This is a genomic window from Flavobacterium defluvii, assembly GCF_900129555.1.
GTDB classification, from domain to species: Bacteria; Bacteroidota; Bacteroidia; order Flavobacteriales; family Flavobacteriaceae; genus Flavobacterium; species Flavobacterium defluvii.
In genome coordinates, this window is sequence record NZ_FQWC01000007.1 from 38,523 (window position 1) to 59,845 (window position 21,323).

General features: G+C 33.0%; 19 protein-coding genes. 8 read left to right on the top strand and 11 right to left on the bottom strand.

Annotated elements, in window-relative coordinates; all coding sequences use genetic code 11:
• The first annotated feature begins 369 nt into the window (after positions 1 to 369).
• Positions 370 to 1,704, top strand: coding sequence for a tRNA (N(6)-L-threonylcarbamoyladenosine(37)-C(2))-methylthiotransferase MtaB (gene mtaB / locus BUC29_RS15165; protein WP_073417027.1), 1,335 nt, complete (start codon positions 370 to 372; stop codon positions 1,702 to 1,704).
• Between the two features lie 110 nt (positions 1,705 to 1,814).
• On the opposite strand, the gene BUC29_RS15170 is transcribed toward mtaB, so the two are convergent.
• The 7 genes from BUC29_RS15170 to BUC29_RS15200 all read right to left on the bottom strand — a co-directional run bounded on the left by BUC29_RS15170 (position 1,815) and on the right by BUC29_RS15200 (position 8,805).
• Positions 1,815 to 2,324, bottom strand: coding sequence for a hypothetical protein (locus tag BUC29_RS15170; protein ID WP_073417028.1), 510 nt, complete (start codon positions 2,322 to 2,324; stop codon positions 1,815 to 1,817).
• Between the two features lie 74 nt (positions 2,325 to 2,398).
• Entirely contained in the window at positions 2,399 to 3,115 is a 717-nt protein-coding gene (locus tag BUC29_RS15175) for a 3-ketoacyl-ACP reductase (protein WP_073417029.1), read from the bottom strand.
• 110 nt (positions 3,116 to 3,225) lie between these two features.
• Positions 3,226 to 3,813 (bottom strand): LURP-one-related/scramblase family protein, encoded by a 588-nt coding sequence (locus BUC29_RS15180; protein WP_073417030.1) that lies wholly within the window; start codon positions 3,811 to 3,813, stop codon positions 3,226 to 3,228.
• Positions 3,814 to 3,865: 52 nt separating this feature from the next.
• On the bottom strand, positions 3,866 to 6,037 hold the full coding sequence (locus tag BUC29_RS15185) for a VWA domain-containing protein (RefSeq protein ID WP_073417031.1): 2,172 nt from the start codon (positions 6,035 to 6,037) through the stop codon (positions 3,866 to 3,868).
• An 80-nt stretch (positions 6,038 to 6,117) separates the two neighbouring features.
• On the bottom strand, positions 6,118 to 7,092 hold the full coding sequence (locus tag BUC29_RS15190) for a hypothetical protein (RefSeq protein ID WP_073417032.1): 975 nt from the start codon (positions 7,090 to 7,092) through the stop codon (positions 6,118 to 6,120).
• A gap of 2 nt (positions 7,093 to 7,094) precedes the next feature.
• The gene (locus BUC29_RS15195; protein WP_073417218.1) at positions 7,095 to 7,595 is read right to left on the bottom strand and encodes an RNA polymerase sigma factor; all 501 of its coding nucleotides are present in this window, start codon (positions 7,593 to 7,595) and stop codon (positions 7,095 to 7,097) included.
• A 373-nt stretch (positions 7,596 to 7,968) separates the two neighbouring features.
• Positions 7,969 to 8,805, bottom strand: a complete 837-nt coding sequence (locus BUC29_RS15200) for a DUF6929 family protein (RefSeq protein WP_073417033.1) — start codon at positions 8,803 to 8,805, stop codon at positions 7,969 to 7,971.
• An 89-nt stretch (positions 8,806 to 8,894) separates the two neighbouring features.
• On the opposite strand from BUC29_RS15200, the gene BUC29_RS15205 reads away from it, so the two are divergent.
• From BUC29_RS15205 to BUC29_RS15215, 3 genes are all read left to right on the top strand, one after another.
• Positions 8,895 to 9,773: a PPK2 family polyphosphate kinase gene (locus tag BUC29_RS15205; RefSeq protein WP_073417034.1), complete on the top strand. Its 879-nt coding sequence runs from the start codon at positions 8,895 to 8,897 to the stop codon at positions 9,771 to 9,773.
• A gap of 287 nt (positions 9,774 to 10,060) precedes the next feature.
• Complete coding sequence (locus BUC29_RS15210; protein ID WP_139260528.1) at positions 10,061 to 11,515, top strand: PhoX family protein; 1,455 nt, start codon at positions 10,061 to 10,063, stop codon at positions 11,513 to 11,515.
• A 93-nt stretch (positions 11,516 to 11,608) separates the two neighbouring features.
• Positions 11,609 to 13,381, top strand: a complete 1,773-nt coding sequence (locus BUC29_RS15215; protein WP_073417035.1) for a cytochrome-c peroxidase — start codon at positions 11,609 to 11,611, stop codon at positions 13,379 to 13,381.
• A 160-nt stretch (positions 13,382 to 13,541) separates the two neighbouring features.
• On the opposite strand, the gene BUC29_RS15220 is transcribed toward BUC29_RS15215, so the two are convergent.
• Complete coding sequence (locus tag BUC29_RS15220) at positions 13,542 to 14,063, bottom strand: hypothetical protein (RefSeq protein WP_073417036.1); 522 nt, start codon at positions 14,061 to 14,063, stop codon at positions 13,542 to 13,544.
• 189 nt (positions 14,064 to 14,252) lie between these two features.
• Here BUC29_RS15220 and BUC29_RS15225 point away from each other — a divergent pair, with 189 nt between their 5' ends.
• The 4 genes from BUC29_RS15225 (at position 14,253) to BUC29_RS15240 (ending at position 18,739) form a co-directional block, all read left to right on the top strand.
• Positions 14,253 to 15,638: an MATE family efflux transporter gene (locus tag BUC29_RS15225; RefSeq protein WP_073417037.1), complete on the top strand. Its 1,386-nt coding sequence runs from the start codon at positions 14,253 to 14,255 to the stop codon at positions 15,636 to 15,638.
• Positions 15,639 to 15,756: 118 nt separating this feature from the next.
• On the top strand, positions 15,757 to 15,984 hold the full coding sequence (locus BUC29_RS15230) for a hypothetical protein (RefSeq protein WP_026984926.1): 228 nt from the start codon (positions 15,757 to 15,759) through the stop codon (positions 15,982 to 15,984).
• Between the two features lie 47 nt (positions 15,985 to 16,031).
• Complete coding sequence (locus BUC29_RS15235) at positions 16,032 to 17,975, top strand: LTA synthase family protein (RefSeq protein ID WP_073417038.1); 1,944 nt, start codon at positions 16,032 to 16,034, stop codon at positions 17,973 to 17,975.
• Between the two features lie 227 nt (positions 17,976 to 18,202).
• Positions 18,203 to 18,739: a hypothetical protein gene (locus tag BUC29_RS15240; RefSeq protein WP_073417039.1), complete on the top strand. Its 537-nt coding sequence runs from the start codon at positions 18,203 to 18,205 to the stop codon at positions 18,737 to 18,739.
• A gap of 14 nt (positions 18,740 to 18,753) precedes the next feature.
• Here BUC29_RS15240 and meaB read toward each other — a convergent pair whose 3' ends face one another.
• The 3 genes from meaB to BUC29_RS15255 all read right to left on the bottom strand — a co-directional run bounded on the left by meaB (position 18,754) and on the right by BUC29_RS15255 (position 21,268).
• Entirely contained in the window at positions 18,754 to 19,845 is a 1,092-nt protein-coding gene (gene meaB / locus BUC29_RS15245; RefSeq protein ID WP_073417040.1) for a methylmalonyl Co-A mutase-associated GTPase MeaB, read from the bottom strand.
• 316 nt (positions 19,846 to 20,161) lie between these two features.
• Positions 20,162 to 20,803, bottom strand: coding sequence for an NAD(P)-dependent oxidoreductase (locus BUC29_RS15250; RefSeq protein WP_073417041.1), 642 nt, complete (start codon positions 20,801 to 20,803; stop codon positions 20,162 to 20,164).
• Positions 20,804 to 20,860: 57 nt separating this feature from the next.
• Positions 20,861 to 21,268 carry an Rrf2 family transcriptional regulator gene (locus BUC29_RS15255; RefSeq protein ID WP_073417042.1) on the bottom strand — a complete coding sequence of 136 codons (408 nt, stop codon included), beginning with the start codon at positions 21,266 to 21,268 and terminating at the stop codon, positions 20,861 to 20,863.
• Between the last annotated feature and the right edge of the window lie 55 nt (positions 21,269 to 21,323).

Here is a 21,323-nt window from a genome sequence, read left to right on the forward strand (position 1 = left end):
TATTCTCTTTTAAAATCTGTAAAAACTCAATTTAAAGTTGAAATTTTCTAAACAAAGTTAAATGTAAGAAAAATTTAATTTAAACAATAAAAAAATGTATTTAATCGATAAAATTTGCACTTAATCGATATTTTTGTCGTTTTATTCTTATTGAAATAAAATTTTATCTTCTCCTAAAACATTAAATTTAAGAAATAATTGAATTATCTTTTAATTTCTTAATACGTTTTAAAATAGATGTTTAATGCAAAATATTGATATATAGTGTATTATTGATTTTATTTTAAAGAATATTGTATGTAAATTTGCAAACTCTTTAATAGAGATGTAAATATAATATCTTACTACTTATAAATGTAGTGCATTCCTATGGAAAATAGAAAAAAAGTTGCTTTTTATACGCTTGGCTGCAAACTGAATTTTTCAGAAACATCAACCATTGCCAGAAATTTTAATGATGAAGGTTTTGATCGTGTCGATTTTGAAGAAATTGCAGATATATATGTAATCAATACTTGTTCTGTAACTGAAAATGCAGATAAGCAGTTTAAGCAAGTCGTAAAAAAAGCAATGAAACTTAATGATAAAGCTTTTGTCGCCGCAGTTGGATGTTACGCACAGTTAAAACCAGAAGAATTAGCTGCTGTTGATGGTGTTGATTTGGTGTTGGGAGCTACAGAAAAATTTAAAATCACCGATTATATTCATGATTTGAGCAAAAACGATATGGGTGAAGTTCATTCATGCGAAATTGCCAAAGCTGATTTTTATGTTGGAAGTTACTCAATTGGCGATCGTACACGTGCTTTCTTAAAAGTTCAGGACGGATGCGATTATAAATGTACCTATTGTACAATTCCATTGGCAAGAGGAATTTCCAGAAGTGATGCTTTAGAAAATGTTCTAAAAAATGCCAAAGAAATTTCAGAACAAAATATCAAAGAAATTGTTTTAACCGGAGTAAATATTGGTGATTACGGAAAAGGTGAATTCGGAAACAAAAAACACGAACATACTTTCCTGGATCTGGTTCAGGCTTTAGATAAAGTGGAAGGAATCGAACGCCTTCGTATTTCATCAATCGAACCAAATTTATTGAAAAATGAAACTATAGAGTTTGTTTCAAAAAGCCGCACTTTTGTACCACACTTTCATATTCCGCTGCAATCAGGAAGCAACGATATTTTAAAATTAATGAAACGCCGTTATTTACGCGAAGTTTATACAGATCGTGTAAATAAAATTCGTGAAGTAATGCCGCACGCTTGCATTGGTGTTGACGTTATTGTTGGTTTTCCTGGTGAAACAGATAAACATTTCTTAGAAACGTATCATTTTTTAAATGAATTGGACATTTCGTATTTACACGTATTCACATATTCTGAAAGAGATAATACCGAAGCTGCAGAAATGCCGGGAGTTGTTCCTGCAAATGTAAGAGCAAAACGAAGCAAAATGCTTAGAGGTTTATCGGTTAAAAAACGTCGTGCTTTTTACGAAAGTCAATTAGGAACCAACAGAACGGTTCTTTTTGAAAGCGAAAATAAAGAAGGTTACATTCATGGTTTTACCGAAAATTACGTAAAAGTAAAAACTCCGTGGAATCCTGAATTAATAAATACCTTGCACGAAATCAATTTAACGAAAATTGATGAAGACGGAAGTGTTCGTATGGAGTTTGTAAATAAGCTGGCAGAAGCGTAAAAGATATAGAGTTTTAACTTTGTCAAAGTTTTAAACTTTGAAAAAGTTCTAATCGTTACATAAATGACAAAAAAGCCCTTTGTAAAAAGGGCTTTTTAATTATCAAAATTCTATTTCTGATTTTCGGGAATAACTAATTTCAAAGAATTAATATAATCGGTATCAAATTCAATAACCCGAATTTTTTCAGGATTAAAACTCAATTCGCCGCCAAACTGACCTCTGGTATCCAGAAAATCTATTGTAAGCTCTTCATCTGTTAAAGAAATTAATTTTCCTAAATAAGCTGACTTTGCAGACTTTTTAGAAATCTGAAAAATGCCATGCTGATTGTTGATAAAACTTAAAATTGAATTCAAATCCCGAATTGGGATAATATCTTCAGAATTTGTTTTTAAACCTTTTAAACGAATTACTTTTTCTGTAAAAGCCAAATCCTGATCTCTATGAACAGCTTCAATATTTTTATTTTTCAGAATTACATAACCATCCAAAATATAATCAACAGGATTGTTTCGAAGTAAAATCCAATCATCAGAATAATCAATAAGAAAACCTGTAAAAATTTCCTTTTTATCCTGAAATTCTATGGCAATTAATTGTCTTAAATATTGTTCCATTTGATTTTATGTTAAGGCTGTTAGGAACTTTGCCAAAGTTTTAAACTTTGCCAAAGTTGTCAGAGAAATGTTTTTTAAGGATTAGTAGACCAAATGCTGCTGTTTTTTATAAACACTCTGCGATTTAATTTTAGCTGAGCGATAATTAATTCGGCCAGATCTTCAGACTGCATAACTTTTTCGGGATTTCCGTCGGTTAATTTTAAGTCGATTGCCAAATCGGTTGCTACTGTGCTTGGTGTTAAAGCAGTAACACGAATATTGTGTTTTCTCATTTCCTGCATTAAAGAGTCTGTTAAACCTAGAACAGCAAATTTTGATGCGCTATAGGCACTTGTAACAGCATTTCCGTTTAATCCCGCTGTAGAAGAAATATTAATAATATCACCTGTTTGTCTTTCGATCATTTGGGGAATTACGGCACGGGTTGTATAATACGTTCCCATTAAATTTACCTGAATAATTCTTTCCCAGTCGGCAGGTTCCAATTCCATGAATTTTCCAAAAGCACCAATCCCGGCATTGTTGATTAAAATATCGATAGTTTTAAATTCTGTTAAAGCTTTTTCAACAGCTGCATTTACAGAATTAATATCAGAAACGTCTGCGGATAAAGCCAGAGATTTTACGCCCAACTTATTAGTTTCAACTGCCAGCTGGTCAACATCGGTCTGAGTTCTTGCTAATAAAATTACATTTACGCCTTCTTTTGCCAAAGCAATTGCAATAGCTTTTCCAATTCCTTTTCCAGCGCCGGTAATAAGCGCATTTTTATTTTTTAAGTCTGTCATGATTTATGTTTAGAAATGCAAAAAGCATCATTTTAAGTATAACAAAAATAAAGCTTTTGTAAACTAAAATGATGCTTTTAGGTGTTTTCTTAATCTAAGTTTAACAACTTTTATTCTTTCAAAACCATATCGATACACATTACTGCAGCAAGAATTAATTGTCTAATTGGGCTGTCTGGAGCTACAGTTTCTTCTATTTGAAGAACATAATTATCAGCACTTGTAAAAAACTCTTTTCCTAATCCTGCCCATTTTTTACTTACCTGCGCAAGTTGTTTGTTTTCGTGAGAAAATTTAAAATCCCAGCCAGTCCATTTTCCCTGCAAAGTTGCCGCAGGTTTTTCGTTTTTATCCAGAATATCAAATTTACCACCTATAGAAAAGAACTTTTGTTTGAATGTACCTATCAATCTGTCTTTTTCGTCAAACACTTCGACGGTCGAACGAAAAATTGCGATTCCTCTTTTTACAGAAATTAATTTTTCTCCTGCAGCAGTTGTGATTTCAATATCAAAAGGCGTTGCTCTTTTATAATCTGTAAAACGAAATATTTTAGTAAAGAAACCCAAATTGTTTTCTCTGCAGTTCATAATAATCTGATTCGTTTCCGGATCGTAAATATCATAGTTGTTTGCGGCTTTAAACATTCCGATATGTTCTTTTACTAAAAATAAATTCTGGCTTAAAATTGGATTCATGCGTTTATTAAATTAATGATTCGTTTAAAATCCAAATGTAAATAAATATTTATTAATTATACTGTTTTGCACCTTCAACAAGACGTATAAATTCAGCTTTATAGCCTTCACTGTCGTTTGAGTTTCCTTGTTTTGCCAATTTCACAATTTCTTCAGAAGATTTATCAGCAATGAGTTTTGAATCTCTCAATTTTAATCCAAACCAGGCCACAGCCGAACTAAATTTCATATCGTCACTTGCTTTCTCTAAAGCAATCGATTTATTGTCAATTACCTGAACCATTTCGATGCTTTTATCTCCATCTGGTTTTTTGTAACGAAATTTTATCGTTGCCAGTTCACCGCTGTAATTGTTTGAAGTTGTTTCTGTTTTAGTATATTTTAAATCATCTGGCTGAACGTTTAAATAATCGCTTTTTACACCAGCCGGAATAATTTCATACAAAGCCGTAACGGTATGATTACTTCCTAATTCTCCCGCATCAATGGCGTCATTTTTAAAATCTTCCGGACGAAGTTTTCTGTTTTCATAACCAATCAATCGATAGGCCTGAACTTGTTTTGGGTTAAATTCAATCTGGATTTTTACATCTTTTGCAATGGCAAACATTGAACCTTTGAACTCTTTTCCTAAAAAACGATTTGCTTCCTGAATGTTATCGATATAGGCATAATTTCCGTTTCCTTTATCGGCAAGAATTTCCATTTTGCTGTCTTTATAATTTCCCATTCCGTAACCTAAACAAGTTAAGAGAACGCCGGTTTTTCTTTTTTCTTCAATGAGTTTTTCCATATCAGAATTTGAAGAACTTCCCACATTAAAATCGCCATCAGTTGCCAGAATTACACGATTGTTTCCGCCTTTTATGAAATTTTCTGCTGCAGTTTTGTAAGCCAGTTCAATTCCTGCTCCACCAGCCGTGCTTCCGCCAGATTGTAAATTATCCAGAGCATCGATAATTGTTTTTTTCTCATCTCCGGAAGTTGGAGGTAAAACCATTCCTGCAGCTCCTGCATATACTACAATGGCTACTTTATCTTTTGAACGTAATTCGTTTACCAGTATTTTCATCGATTGTTTTAACAATGGCAGTTTATTTATGTCGCTCATTGAACCCGAAACATCAATTAAAAAAACAAGATTTGAAGCTGGTAAATCGTCTGTTGGGATATTTTTTCCCTGTAAACCAATTTTTAGGATTTTGTTTTTTGAGTTCCAAGGTGAATCGCTTACTTCAGTATTAATAGAAAACGGATGTTCGTTTTTTGGCTGCGGATAAGTATATTTAAAGAAATTTACCATTTCTTCTACACGCACAGCATCTTTTGGAACTTGTTGTCCGTTATTCAAAAAACGTCTGATATTGGTATAAGAAGCATTATCAACATCAATAGAAAAAGTAGAAAGCGGAGCCGTTTTTGGACTTTCGAAAGCATTTTCTACAAAAGTATCGTAATCTTCCTGAGTTGGTTCAACAGGGCGAATAGGAGTAATTTGGTTTAATTTTTTATCCAATTCTTTTTCAGATAGATTTTTGTAAATCTCGTTTTTGGTCGAAATTACTACAACACCATTTGAAGCTTTGCTGCCATAAATTGAAGTTGCTGCCGAATCTTTTAAAACCGATACGTTGTCAATATCGTTCGGATTAATTTTTGCCATTTGATCTGCTTTTATTGTAACTCCGTCGACAATATATAGAGGTTCGTTTTTTTGAGAAACAGATATAATTCCGCGTATTGCCACACTCTGACTTGGACTAGCCATATATCCAATATTGTTTTGAATCTGAACTCCCATAACTTTTCCTTGAAGTGCTTTAGTAACTGATTTGTCAGCTTTTCTTTTTTCAGAACGTGCATAACTTTGATCTTCAGCAGGAGCATCGTTTGAATTATATCCCACTGTAACTACTTCTTGTAATTCAACAATATTACTTTTTAATTTCACATTGATAACATTGGAATTTTTAACAAAAATAGTTTGAGTATCCATACCTATATAGCTAAAAACAAGAGCATCACCTTTTTTAGCCTGAATAGTATATTTTCCATCAAAATCAGTTTGGGTATTTTTTTTAGTGCCTTTAATTTGCACCGTAACACCTGGCAGCGCCACATTGGCCTCATCTGAAACAATTCCTGTAATCGTTCTTTCTTGTGCCATGGTTACGAAACATATAAGCATAGCAATGGCTGATGAAATAAGTTTTAGACTTTTCATGATAATAAGTTTTAAATTAATGTTCGGATTTTTTCTTTGTCAAAGTTTTAAACTTTGACAAAGATGTTTTGTGTTTTTGGCTATTTCTTTTGAGCCGGTTTTCCTGTTTTAGTAGTAATTATGACAACTCCTTTTTTTCCTCTTTCGCCATATTTTGCTGTGGCCTCAAGATCCTGAAGAATTGTTATGGTTTTAATTTCCTGCTCGTTTAATGGTGCGTAGGGACTAGTTGGATTTGAACCGAATAAATCATTTTCTGAATAATAAATTCCATCAATAATATATAATGGCTCATCTAAAATTACCAGCGATTCTACATTTTCCGGACTTAGATTAGGAAGTTCTTTCTGCATCATTTTGTCTCTTTTTGCATCGTCGCTGTGAGCCACTGCATTTCCATTAAGGATTACCAAAGGAGCACTTTTTTTAGCTTTAGGAGCTTGTAATTCTGCAGAATTAGATTTAAAAGTTTCTCTTTCTATTTTTCGTGAATATCCAGAAACTATATCTACTTTGTCTTTTGCTTTGGAAACTTCCGTATCTTCTTCATAATATTCTGGTTCTGCAGCTGCGGGAGCAGGCGCTGCGTCTAGTGCAGGCATTGAATTGTCACTTGATATTATTGCTTCCTCTACTATAACGGGAGCTGGAACTTCGTGTATCGCAACTTTCTGCTGCTGCTGAATTTGTTTTTCCAGAATTTTAGCAGCTTCTTCTTTTGAAACCAATTCTGAATCTGATGAAACCAAAGCTTTACTTTTTTCTAAATCAGAATTTTTAATTGTTTCTTTTTCAGATTCTGTAACCACAACTTTTGGCGTTTCGATAATTGCTTTTTTGTTTGTTTTTAAGAACTGATATCCTAAAGAAATTACCAATAAAAGTGAAGCGGCAACGGCAATTTTTTTCCAGAGAGAAATTGTTTTTTTATCTTCTTTTCTGTCGAGTTTATCTTCTAGGCGCGACCAGACTTTTTCCATTCCCGGAAAATCTTTGGTTTCTGCATTATCCGCAGCTTCCTTAAATCTGTTGAATATTTTATCTTGATTGTCCATGACTATTTTGCTTTTTGATAATATAATTTACTAACCAGTTCTTTTAGTTTGGTTTTAGCCGCATTTAACTGCGATTTTGAAGTGCCTTCAGAAATGTTAAGCATTGCAGCTATTTCCTTGTGACCGAAACCTTCAATAACAAAAAGATTAAAAACGGTTTTACAGCCATCAGGAATGTGGTTTAATAAATTAAGTAAATCTTCTTCTTCTAATGTGTTCATTTCATCTGTAAAAGGCTGTGAAAGCACTTTTACATCATCAAGATACATGTTGAAATTGGTATTTTTCTTGATGGAAGCCAAACAGTAATTAACGGCAATTTTTCTAGCCCAGGCTTCAAAGGCTTTTTCTTCCTTTAACTGATCTAATTTTGTGAAGATGGTATAAAAAGCGTCGGCCAGAGCTTCTTCAATTTCTTCTTCTTTCTTTAGGTATCGTTTGCAAACGCGATACAATTTAGGAGCCATGTGCTCATAAACCTGACGCTGAGCATCTCGGTTCATTTTTTTGCAGTTAGAAATTAGCGTTTCGTTTATCACAATGTTGGTCTTTATTTATAAAGAGAGATAAAAAGATAAAAAGGTTGGGAGAAGGGTGAAAAAAAGTTTTTTTTAAGGTTCAAAGATTCAAAGTAGCATAGGTTCAAAGTTTTATTGTAGAGACGCACCGCAGTGTGTCTAACGTCTCGTAAATCTACAATTTGTCATCAATCATTTTTACATTCTTTGCAGAGACGCACTACTGTGCGCCTCTACGTTACTACTGGAATCGAAATTTTTTGTGAACCTTTGCGAAAAACCTTTGCGAATCTCTGTGTTATAATTTTACCGCAAAGATTCACAAAGGTTTTTCGCAAAGCTGCACAAAGCTAATATCTTATTTAATAGGCAAACTCAACTTAAAAACCTTAGTTTCCAACAATTCCGTATCATTATCCTCGCAAAGTAAAAACTCAATTTTGTTATTTTCTTTTTTGTAAAAAGTTAAGCCTTCAAATTTATTAGTAGAAGTTATTTTTTGAGTAAAATCGATTTTCATGGTTTTAAGATCAATTCTTCCAATAAAACTTCCAAGGATTTCGCCATCATCATAAGTTGATTTTGTATCTTCGGCAGTAGAAAGAAAATAGATTTTATCTTCAACCAAAACAGCATCGGTAAAACTGGAACGAACGCCTTTTATTTTTGGCAGTTTATAATTGGTAGCAACTAAAGCAAATTCATCTCCCAAACTTTTAGCATGAATGGTAAAAATGGTGTTTTTGTTTGAAATTCCGTTTCCGCGGTTGAATAAATACCAGTTTTCTCCATCGAAAATAGCACCTTCAATATTAAAATCTTCTGGTTTTATAGATCCGAAATTCTGCATTACGGCATATAAATCGACTAAATTATTTTTCTGTAAAACGGTTTTTGATTTAAGATCAAACTCTATCATTTTATTTCGGTTTTCGGTAGAACCAGAACCAAAAACATAAAGCGTATCATTGTGATGTGTAAGAGATTCAAAATCGGGTTTTAAGTTTTTCGGAATATTCTGCGTCGGATTGTCAATTAAAGCATGTTGGCTTAACTGCTGATTCTGCATATTGTATTCGTATAGAAATCCGCTGTTGTCGCCAATAATATAAAGTGCATCATTATTGTAAAATAACCCTGATGCAGAACCTATTCCGATGATTTGAAATAATATTTCTAAGGTGAATTTTTCCATGAATGTTGTTTTGAAAAGCAATGAATAACAATTCCGATAACTATCGGAACCAGTAAAATTACTATATTTATAATACAAAATTTGAAAATATGAAATCAATAGATCCGAAAGATTTTAAAGTTACAGATAAAATTAAACTGAGTAAACTTCCGACTTTATTAAAAGTTGATGCAGATGATGACGAAAAAGAAGATAAACTTGAAAAAGTAAAAGAAAAACTGAGTGATTTTCAGGATATAATGTATGCTCACAATAAATATGGAGTTTTGATTTGTCTGCAGGGAATGGACACTTCAGGAAAAGATAGTTTGATTCGAGAAGTTTTTAAAGAATTTAATCCGCGTGGGGTTGTCGTACATAGTTTTAAAACGCCAAATTCTACTGAATTAGAACATGATTATTTATGGCGTCATTATATTGCCTTGCCGGAAAAAGGAAAGTTTGCTATTTTTAACCGAACACACTATGAAAATGTTTTGGTAACGCGCGTGCATCCTGAATTTATTTTGGCAGAGAATTTACCGGGAATAAATTCTGTTGACGATATTAAACCTAAATTCTGGAAAAACAGAATTGAACAAATTAATAATTTTGAAAAACATATCGCCGAAAACGGAACGATTGTCATGAAGTTTTTTCTGCATTTGAGTAAAGACGAACAAAAGAATCGTTTATTGCGTCGTTTGGAAGAAGGAAAACACAATTGGAAATTTTCTCCTGGCGATTTAAAAGAGCGTGAACATTGGGATGAATATCAACAATATTATGAAGAAGCCATAAATGAAACTTCTAAAGAACATGCACCTTGGTATGTAATTCCGGCTGATGATAAAGATATGGCACGTTATATTGTTGCGAAAATTATTTGGGAAGAAATGAAAAAATACACCGATATTCAGGTTCCCGAACTTCCTAAAGAAATTAAAAACAATTTTGAGACTTATAAGAAGACTTTGGAGAAAAGTTAGTAATTAGATAATGTGTCAATTTTGATAATGAGATAATTTCTTCAACACTAACCCTACAGGTTTTTAAAATCTGTCGGGTTTATTTTTGGTTATTAATTTAAAATTCTTTTTTTATTTGAATGTTATTCTAAGTTTACGTGTATTTTGTATTACTAAATTAATGTTAATTTTTTTAACTTATAAAGCTGTTTTTTTGAAAAGTCTTCTTTTTTTGATAATACGAAAGTCATTTTAAGTTAAAGAGTAGGGATTTACTTTGTAAAAAATAAAAACCAAAATTTAGCTAAATGAAACGAATTATTTTACCTCTACTAATTTTAGGTTCGGTTATTACATCTTGTAATAATAACGATTCTAAAGATGAAACAGAAACAACAAGCGTTGTATTAAAAGATCAATCTGTAACGCCAAGTTTAATAAAGGCACAGACAGGTTTTGAAAATCTGAAAATTTATTCTCTTTTTAGTTCAGATGATGTTTTTGCAGACAGTCCAAACTATGTTTTTGGAGGTTCTGCAGATGGTTCTGGTTTATTGAAAAATACAGACGGAACTTTTACTTTTTTGGTTAACAATGAAGACAATTTTGCCGTTTCGAGAATTACACTTGATAAAACATTCAAACCTGTAAAAGGAGAATATTTATTAAACTCAAGCGGAGGAACATGGAGATTGTGCGGTGCTACAATGGCAACGCTGGCCGAACACGGTTTCGGACCTGTTTACTTAACTTGTGGAGAGTCTGGAGAAGAATCTCGTACACATGCTTTAGATCCTTACGGAAATGCAAGTTCTGCATCAGTTTCTAAAGAATTAGCAGGTTTTGGACGTTTAAGTGCCGAGAATGCTTTACCATTACGCACTTCTGCTTACAAAGGAAAAACCGTAGTTGTTATTGGCGATGACGATTCTGGAACTTATGGAGGACAGGTTTTTATGTATGTATCAAATACAGTGGGTGATTTAACAAACGGTTCTTTGTATATGCTGAAAAGAAACGATGATAATCAAAGAGAAAAAGATATGGAGACTGGTAAAACCTATCCGGTATCTTTCGTAAAAATTGATAACCATACTACGCTTACAGGAGCGCAGATTAATGCATCTGTAAATACTTTAAAAGCAATCAAATTTGGTCGTGTAGAAGATTTAGATTACCGTAAAGGCGGTGCAGCTGCTGATCGCGAATTGTACTTTAATGTTACAGGACAAGATGTTACCGGAACTAATGCTGATGGTTCAAGAACTAAATACGGCAGAGTTTACAGATTAAATCTTGATGCTGCTGATCCGTTAAAGGGAACTTTAGAAGTTATTCTTGATGGAGATAACCGTTCTGGAGCTGCTGGTAAATTTCAAAATCCGGATAATATTTGTGTAACAAAAAATTACGTGTACGTTCAGGAAGATGCTAACGGTTACGGAGATGAAACTCACGACGCATATATCTATCAGTACAATATTGCTACAAAAGATTTAAAAGTGGCCTTAGCATTAGACCACCGTCGTACAGCAGCAGATGCTGCAAAATATAATGTTGGAGGAACATCTAAATTTGGAAGCTGGGAGTACGGAGCTTTAATAGATGTATCTGAACAATTAGGCATTGATGATACTTTTATGCTTAGCATACAGCCACATACCTGGACTGGTGCAAAATATAAAGGTGTTGATGGAGGAACAAACCGTCCTAACGAGCAACAAGCAAGTCAAATTGTGGTTATTAAAGGTTTAGCAAGATAAATTTTAAGTACCAGAAAAAACAGTTCCACTATTTCAATTTGAAGTAGTGGTTTCTGCTTTTTTAAATACTCCTCTCTTAATCGTTATTACATCATGAAAAAAATATATTGTTTGTTATTCTTGTTTGCCTTTGCGGCATGTCAGAAAAAAAACAGGCATCAGGAAATCAATAAATTGTTTCAAAAAGACATTACTTTTTTAATCGAAAAAGTTGCCGAACTAAAGCATTCAGTTGAATCTGATTCAGCAGAAACGCAAATTCAAAAACAATTTCTGGAAGCACATAAAAGTTATAAAAAAGTCGAGTTATTAAGCGAGTATTATTCTCCCGCTGTTTCTAAGTCGATCAACGGACCGGCTATTCCTGAATTTGAACAAAACGATAATATAACTGTTCCGCCAGAAGGGTTTCAGGTTATTGAAGAATTGGTTTTCCCAAAATATAATAAGAAAAATAAAAAAGAACTACTTCAGGAAATAGGTATTTTATCTGCAAATTTAATTCGGTTAGAAAAGGTTTCAAATTCAAATGAATTGACAGATGCGCATGTTTTTGATGCCATGCGATTAGAGGTTTACAGAATCATTACTTTAGGAATTACAGGATTTGATTCGCCGGTTGTGTTAAATTCGCTTCCGGAAGCAAAAGTATCCTTAGAAACAATCGAAAAATATTATCAGGTTTATATTGAAAATAGTGAAGTTTCAAATTCAAATGAAGTTTTAGGAATTTTAAAAAAAGGGAAAAAATATTTGCAGGCAAACAACAACTTTAATGCATTTGACCGGGCTTATTTTATTAAAGAAATTTTAAATCCGTTAAGTAAAGATCTTTTTAAAACGCAAAGCGAATTAGGAATTCCGTTAATGAAAGAGCAAAGGGGTTTAAAAGTCAATGCCCAAACTTTATTTGATAAAGAAGCCTTTGATACCGAAGCTTTTTCAGGTTTCCCTGATTATCAAACAACACCCGAAAAAATTGCTTTAGGAAAAAAACTATTCAACGATCCTGTTTTATCCGGCAATAATACACGTTCCTGTGCATCTTGTCATCATGCTGACAAAGCTTTTACAGACGGATTAGAAAGAGCAGTTTCATTAGATGGAAAATCAATGATTCAGCGTAATACACCTACACTTACAAATATTGCTTTTCAACGCGTATTTTTTGCAGATTCGCGCGTAAGTTATCTCGAAGATCAGGCCGTGACTGTAATTAAAAATGAAAACGAAATGCATGGATCTTTAGAAAAATCGGCTTTGGCAATTCAAAAAAATGCTGTTTATGTAAAAGATTTCAAAAAAGCTTTTACAAAAGGAGAAATAAACGAATTTACAATCAAAAATGCATTAGCGTCTTACATTCGCTCATTAAGCCAATACGATTCTAAATTTGATAATTACATGCAAAATAAAACAGCATTTACAGCCGATGAAAAAGCAGGATTTAATTTATTTGCCGGAAAAGCCAAATGTGCAACCTGTCATTTTATTCCGCTTACAAATGGAACTGTTCCGCCCAATTTTGACAGATCTGAAAGTGAAATTCTCGGAGTTCCTAACAAAAATAAAAAGCTTGATGGCGATTTAGGTAAATATGTTATAACGCAGGCTGCAATTCATAAAAATTCCTTCAAAACGCCTACAATTAGAAATATTGAACTTACTGCTCCGTATATGCACAATGGCGTTTATAAAACCCTTGAAGAAGTTATAGATTTCTACGATCAGGGCGGAGGATTAGGTTTAGGATTTGATCTTCCTAATCAAACTTTGCCAGAAGACAAATTGAATTTATCTGATAAAGAAAAAAAACAGCTTATTGCTTTCATGAAAACTTTAACCGATAAAAAGTACGTGAAGTAATTAGATAATTTGTCAATTTTGATGATGAGATAATTTCTTCAATTATATCTGCAAAGATCTTTATATCTACCATCTTCTATAAAATACAAAACCCGGAAGACTATGAAAACTTCCGGGGTTTGTTACCAAAAACAAAAAAATAAAATAAACCTTTTCTTTATTATAGATCAAAACCATAGGCTACACGCAGAGCCACCTGATTGGTATTGAACTTATCATAATCTTCATAACGAAGACTAATGTCAATGTATTTATTAGCATAACCAATTCCTGGAGCCCATAAAAATGTAGTGTCATTATAACCGTTTGTCACTGCAAAACCGGCACCTACTTCACCAAGAACATAAAATTGATCTTCCCAGAAAAAAGCTTTAAAACCAGCTTTTGCAGGAATAAATCCTAAATCTTTTATGTTATTTCCTAAATCATCTTTTCCTAAAAACAAGTTTGTAAAACCTGTTGTCAATGTTAAAGATGTTCTTTTAGATAAATCATATTGTAAACGAACGTCTCCACCAAGTGAGAAATCATAATCATCACTATCAGTCGGGATACCACCATTTAAACCAATTCCTAATCTAAAACCCTGATCGTAATTTGTTGCTGCATTGTCTTGAGCAAAAGTTGTGTTGGAGTATAAAAATGCAAAAGCAGCTAGGCATATAAATTGTAATTTTCTCATGGCAAATATTTTTGAATTATTAATAATGTAAAAGTAGAATAGAGGCCGACTGAGCTTGTTATATAATTTTTAAAAATCGTTATATAATATTATGGTATACTGATTTTACTCTTAAAATTGGCTTATAATTTTATTAATAGGACAGAATTCGAAGCTTCTGACTATCTTTGCGCACTAAAAAGAATTAAATTGAATTTAAAGCAGTACACAAAGGAGTTTTCGTATAATTTAAAACTGGCATATCCTGTTATTTTAGGAATGGTCGGCCATACTTTAATTGGTATAGTTGATAATATAATGGTTGGAAAATTAGGAAGTACCGAACTTGCCGCGGTTTCTCTTGGAAACAGTATGATTTTTATTGCTATGTCTTTAGGAATTGGATTTTCGACTGCCATAACTCCAATTGTAGCCGAAGGCGATGCAGAGAAAAACTATACTAAAATTCGTTCGGCATTTCATCACGGATTATTCTTATGTACAATTTTAGGATTATTTCTTTTTGGCGTAATTATTCTGGCAAAGCCAATAATGGAATTGCTTCATCAACCCGCAGATGTTATCAAATTGGCTAAACCCTATTTAGGCTGGGTAGCTTTTTCTTTGATTCCTTTAATAATGTATCAGGGCTATAAACAATTTGCAGACGGAATGTCGCTTACAAAATATTCGATGTATGCAATGGTTATGGCAAACGTACTGCACGTAGGAATTAACTATGTTTTGATTTACGGAATTTGGTTTTTTCCAAAAATGGGCATTATCGGAGCGGCACTTGGAACTGTAATTTCGAGAATATTTTTGGTAATGTTTATGCATATTATGCTTTCAAGAAGAGACGATTTAAAACGTTTTTTCAAAAATTTCAGTTTTGATGAAATCAAGAAAGCAACAATAAAAAAAATAATCAGCATTGGATTTCCGTCAGCAATGCAGATGCTTTTTGAAGTCGTTTTGTTTACGGCTTCGATCTGGCTTTGCGGAAATATCGGCAAAACCAGTCAGGCGGCCAATCAAATAGCTTTGAGTTTAGCATCTATGACTTTTATGTTTGCCATGGGTTTAAGCGTAACGTCTATGATTAGAGTGAGCAATCAGAGAGGATTAAATGATTTTAAAAAATTGGTTGTCGTTGCACGTTCTATTTTTTTACTGGCCATTATATTAGAAACCGTATTTGCAATATTCTTTATTGTATTTCATAATTATTTGCCGCATATCTTTTTGAATATGGAAAATACAGGGCAAATTTTAGACAATACAGAAGTAATTGCAATTGCCTCAAAACTGCTTATAATAGCAGCTGTTTTTCAAATTTCAGATGGAATTCAGGTTGTAGTTTTAGGAGCTTTACGCGGATTGCAGGATGTAAAAATTCCAATGTACATTACATTTGTAGCCTATTGGGTTATTGGATTTCCAATTTCATATTATTTGGGAGAATATACAGAATTGAAAGCACAGGGAGTCTGGATCGGACTTTTGGCAGGATTAACAGCGGCCGCTGCTTTTCTGTACATTCGTTTTCATTATCTAACAAAGAAATTAATCACAAATTCATTTTCAAATAATTAAATTTGAATCTTAAAATACAGGCCGCAGATTATAAAGATTAAAAAAATAAGCATTTAAATCTATGCTGAAAAGTCTGCTGACAGACAATTATAAATTTTAAAAAATAAACTTAAATAAAATGGAATTACCTAAATTTTTACTTGGAGACAATACTGATTTTCCAGATGATATTTTTATCATTCACCTGGATTATCCACGATTTATAATCAACCTAAAAGATGATGAGGTTGAGTTTTTAGAAGAAGCTGAAGATCTTGATGAAGCTGAATTAAATGCAGAAATGGAAGGTTTGATCGAAAAAGCAAATGACTTTTACGACAGAGAAATAAATCGTTACGAAGAATAAAAGATATTCTTGACGTTTACTTTCAATAAAAAAATGCTAATCATTCAATGAAAAAATTAAGTTATTTAAAACCTGTTTTCAATTTTATATTGATCGGTTTACTAATTACAACTTTAAGCCGAATATTTTTATTTTTTCTTTTTAAAGAAAGAGTAGAACAAACACCGGATTTTTGGTATATTTTTCCAATCGGTCTTCGAATGGATTTAATTTTGCTTTGCTATTTGTCATTTCTTCCAGCCGTTTTAATTACTTTTCTCCCAAATAACGCAATTAAATTCACCAATAAATTTCTGGTTATTTACAGTTTCTTATTTCTGTTTTTGATTCTTTTTGTAGAATTGGCTTCACCAGATTTTGTAAAACAATACGACACAAGACCAAATAAGATTTTCTTAGATTATCTTATTTATCCAAAAGAAGTAGTCGGAATGCTTTTAAAAAGTTATCTGACTTCGATTATAGTCACGTTCCTGATTCTTGGAGTTGTAATTTATTTTGCTTTCAAAAAAGGAAAAAAATATTTCCATACAACAAGCACTCAATATAAATTTAAATTAATGGTTTTTCCATTATTAGCATTTTTATTGTTTTTTGGAGCACGTTCAAGTCTTACTTCAAAACGACCTATTAATGCAAGTAATGCTGTTTTTTCAACAGATCAGTTAACAAATACTTTGGGATTGAATTCATTTTATACCGTTGCATTTGCTGCATATTCAATTAAAAATGAAGGAAATACCAAAATGTACGGTAAAATGGATGAAGCCGAAGCTATTGCCCGTGTAAAAAAATATATGACTGTTGGTCCAGATGGTTTTACAGATAAAGAAATTCCGTTTTTGCATGTTCAGCAGCCAGATTCAGTTAAGAAAAAGCCATACAATTTGGTTATTTTTTTACAGGAAAGTTTAGGAGCAGAATATGTTGGAATTTTAGGAGGAAAACCGTTGACACCGGAATTTGATAAATTATCAAAAGAAGGTTTATTGTTTACCAATTTATACTGTACAGGAACCAGAAGTGTTCGCGGAATCGAGGCCGTTGTAACCGGATTTCTGCCTTCGCCATCAGAAAGTGTTGTGAAACTTGGAAACTCTCAGCAGGGATTTTTTACCCTTGCCGATGCTTTAAAACATAAAGGTTACGATACGAGTTTTATTTATGGCGGAATGGCCAATTTTGATAATATGGCTTCGTTTTTCAACGGAAATGGATTTACTGATATCGTAGACCAAACCGATTTTGAATCAGACGGAAATAAATATGCTTTTAAAGGAACCTGGGGTTATTCTGATGAAGATTTGGTTACAAAAGCCAATAATTATTTCAAATCAAAAGGAGATAAACCGTTTTTCTCTTTAATGTTTTCAACGTCAAATCATGAGCCTTTTGAATATCCTGCCGGAAGAATAAAACCTTATGATAAAAAAGCGGCAACAGTAAATAATGCAATGAAATACGCCGATTTCTCAATTGGAAAATTCTTCGAAATGGCTAAAAAAGAACCATATTTCAAAAATACTATTTTCATTGTAATTGCAGATCATAACACGAGAACGTACGGAAAGAATTTAGTACCAATCAATAAATTCCACATTCCTGCATTTATTATGGGGCCGGGCGTTCCAAAAGGTGCAGTTTATGACAAACTGGCAAGTCAGATTGATATCCCACCAACATTGTTAAGTTATTTAGGAATTCCGTTTGAAACACCAATGGTGGGAAGAAACCTAAATAAATTAGATCCAAAAGTTCAGGGAAGATCTATTATGCAGTTTAATGATATCAATGCTTTTAGAGTCGAAAATCAGGTTGTTATTATGCAGCCAAATTTGAAACCGCTGCAATTTGAAATCAAAAATGATACAACTTTAATTCCGGTAAAATTAAACGAAGAATTTGCAAAAGATGCCTTGGCACATGTAATTACTGCGGGAAATTTATATAAGGAGAATAAATATAAGCTTAGAGGAAAAGGTTCTAAGTAGCTGAGTTTTTAAATAATATTTAGAAAAAGCTTAGCACCTTAGTACCTAAGTATCTTAGTCCTTTAAAAAAAGCTGTTAAGTATGTAATTTCATACTTAACAGCTTTTTTTTGTATTAAAATTCAAACGAAAAGGGTAACAAAAAAATAATTTAATTGATATATACGAAATCAAAAGGCGTAACCCGAAAAGCCAGCGATAGAGTAGGGACAATTAAATTATTTTTTTATGAAAAATTTACAACAAAAAAAATCTGAAGTATTAAAAGTAATGTTAGTTTTTGCGTTTGCCGCTTTTTTTATAAGCTGTAATAACGATTCTAGTGAAGATCAAAATGCTCAATCATCAAACACTGAGCAGCACAATCAACCAAATACTCAAAAGTATTTACCTCATTACGAAGGGTTTATTGTGCGAGCCTGGGGAGCACATAATGTTGACTGCAGTCAGCCGGAAGGGTTTTGTAATTTTGTTGTTTATAACTGGATGACCTATGGCTTTGCGAAACCAAACTCTGACGGAACACCAGTACGTGTTGAAAATGAAGCCGATAAATTTGTTATGACAATTCAAAAAAGTGCTTTAACCGAAGAACATAAAAAAGGGTTATTACGAAATGGAGACATTTATATAATACCGGAAGGGCAAACTATACTTCCGGAATTAGTTAAATCTTTAAAATTCAATTCAGATATTTTAGTTCCTGGTAAATATCCTATTCAGGATAGTGAAGATACTTATACAATTTCGATTAATGTGAAATAAATATACTTAAGTAATTAGAAACCTTTTTTATACTCATTTAATAAAAACTGAGCGGCTGCAAAAGGTGATATTTCATCATTTTGCACCGCTTTTTTAATTTGTTCCATTTGTGCAATAATTCCTGGCTGATTGTAAAAGTTTGATTTCAATTGTTCATTGATAGTTTCCATCATCCAGAAATGATTTTGTTCGTTTCTTTTTTCCTGAAAAAAACCAGATTCTTTTGTCATTTCAAAATAATCAGAAATGGTGTTCCAGATATCCGAAATTCCATCTTTGGTAATCGCACTGCAAGTCGTAACCTTTGGCTGCCAGTTTGATTTTTTTGGAGGAAATAAATGCAAAGCTCTGTTAAACTCCAATTTCGCCTGATTCGCTTTTTTGATATTATCGCCGTCAGCTTTATTGATAACGATGGCGTCAGCCATTTCCATAATACCGCGTTTAATACCTTGAAGCTCATCTCCAGCACCGGAAATTTTCAGTAAAAGAAAAAAGTCAACCATGCTGTGAACCGCAGTTTCGCTTTGACCAACACCAACTGTTTCAATAATTATAGTGTCAAAACCTGCAGCTTCACAAAGAATAATCGTTTCACGGGTTTTGCGAGCCACGCCTCCTAAATTTTCTCCGGAAGCACTCGGACGAATAAAAGCATTTTCATCTTTTACCAATTCCTCCATTCGGGTTTTGTCGCCTAAAATACTTCCGTGTGAAATTGTACTGCTTGGATCAACGGCCAGAACAGCCACTTTTTTTCCTGCTTGCGTTAAGTAAGTACCAAAAGCTTCGATAAAAGTACTTTTTCCAACTCCGGGAACACCCGTAATTCCTATACGAATTGATTTATTAGCGTGAGGTAAACAACCTTTTATAATTTCTTCTGCTTTTTCAGTATGTTCAGGATTTGTGCTTTCGACAAGTGTAATCGCACGACTCAGGGCCGTTCTGTTTCCCAAAAGAATTCCCGAAATTAATTCTTCTGCCGAAGGCTGCTGTCTGCGTTTGTTTTTAATTTGATTTATAGCCGAAACATTGGTGATTTCGGGAGGTGAAATTCCAGCTTTTTCAGTTAAACTGCCGGCTTGTTTATTAAAATCAGACAAAACGCATTTTTTAGAATTGTAAAAGTACTGAAAACAAAAACAGTTTCAAAAAGTTAGTTTGCCACGAATTACACTAATTTTAACTAATTTGTTATCATATTTTTTTCATCCTGAGCGAAGTCGAAGGACACGCAAGCAGCTCGACAAAGATTGTTAATTACAAAGTTTTGAGACAAAGAGACCCGACAGGTTTTTAAAACCTGTCGGGTCTAAATAGTATTGCGGAGTTTCTAGCGTGTCCTTCGACTTCGCTCAGAATGACACACAGAACTTAATTTTAATTATAAAAAATTCGTGAATTTGTGGCTATAAAAAATTAATACGCCGCAGTAAAACGAACCTGATGATGTTTTGGATTTTCGATTTCATCTGCAATAACAACTGCTAAATCTTCTACAGATAAAATACTTCTTTGTTCATCATTGAAAACTGGATTTTCTAAACCTAAACGATATTTTCCGGTTCTTCCTGTTGTAATTCCCTGATGCATTTCAAGAGCTGGACTAAAAAATGCCCAATCTAATTCTTTTTCTTCTTTAATAACATTTAGATAATCTCTTGCTGCAGAAGCTGCTGTGTAATATTCTTTCGGGAACTCTGGAGTATCAACTGCTTGCACGCCTGGCGCAACATATAAACTTCCAGCTCCTCCAATGGTAATAAAACGTTTTACACCTGATTTTTTTGCAGCTTCCTGAATCGATTTTGATCCGTTTTCGAAATCAACGGCATAATTTGTATTTGTCCAGCCTGGATTATAAGCGTTGATGATGACATCATGACCTTTTAAGATTTCTGCCAAAGCAGCTGCATTAAAAATATCTGCTGCAACCCAAGTTGCATTTGCAGTATCTTTTGGAGTTCTTGCAATTGCTGTAGTTTCGTGTTTTCTGTCTGCTAACTCATTTAAAATTGCTGAGCCTACAAACCCTGTAGCTCCAATAAGTGCGATTTTCATAATATATAAATTTATTTAGTAATAAAAAATGTTACAGTTTTGAGTAAAAAAATAGCTTTAAAATTGGTTCGAAAAATCTTCCAAAGAAATTCCCTGCAATTGTGCGCTGACTTTCTCATTCATATCGGCATATAAATTAGCCAAATGCTGATTTATATTTTTACCAACGGGACAATCCGGATTTGGCTGATTTTTGGCATAGCCTAAACCAATAGTTTCAAAAGTCATTTCGAAAATTTCTTTTAACGTCAGTTTAGACGAATCTACGGCCAGTTTTGTGCCGCCATTTTTTCCTTCTTTACTTTCTACAATATTGTGTGCTTTTAGGTTTGCAATTTCTTTTCGAACCAAAACCGGATTCAAATTAATGCTTCCCGCAATATATTCTGATGACAAATAATCATTTGGGAATTTATTGAGCAGAGTAAGAATGTGAATTGTTATGGCAAATTTACCTGAAAGCATACTGTAATAAAATATATTACAAATGTAATAAGTTTTTATGATTGAAAAAAGGATT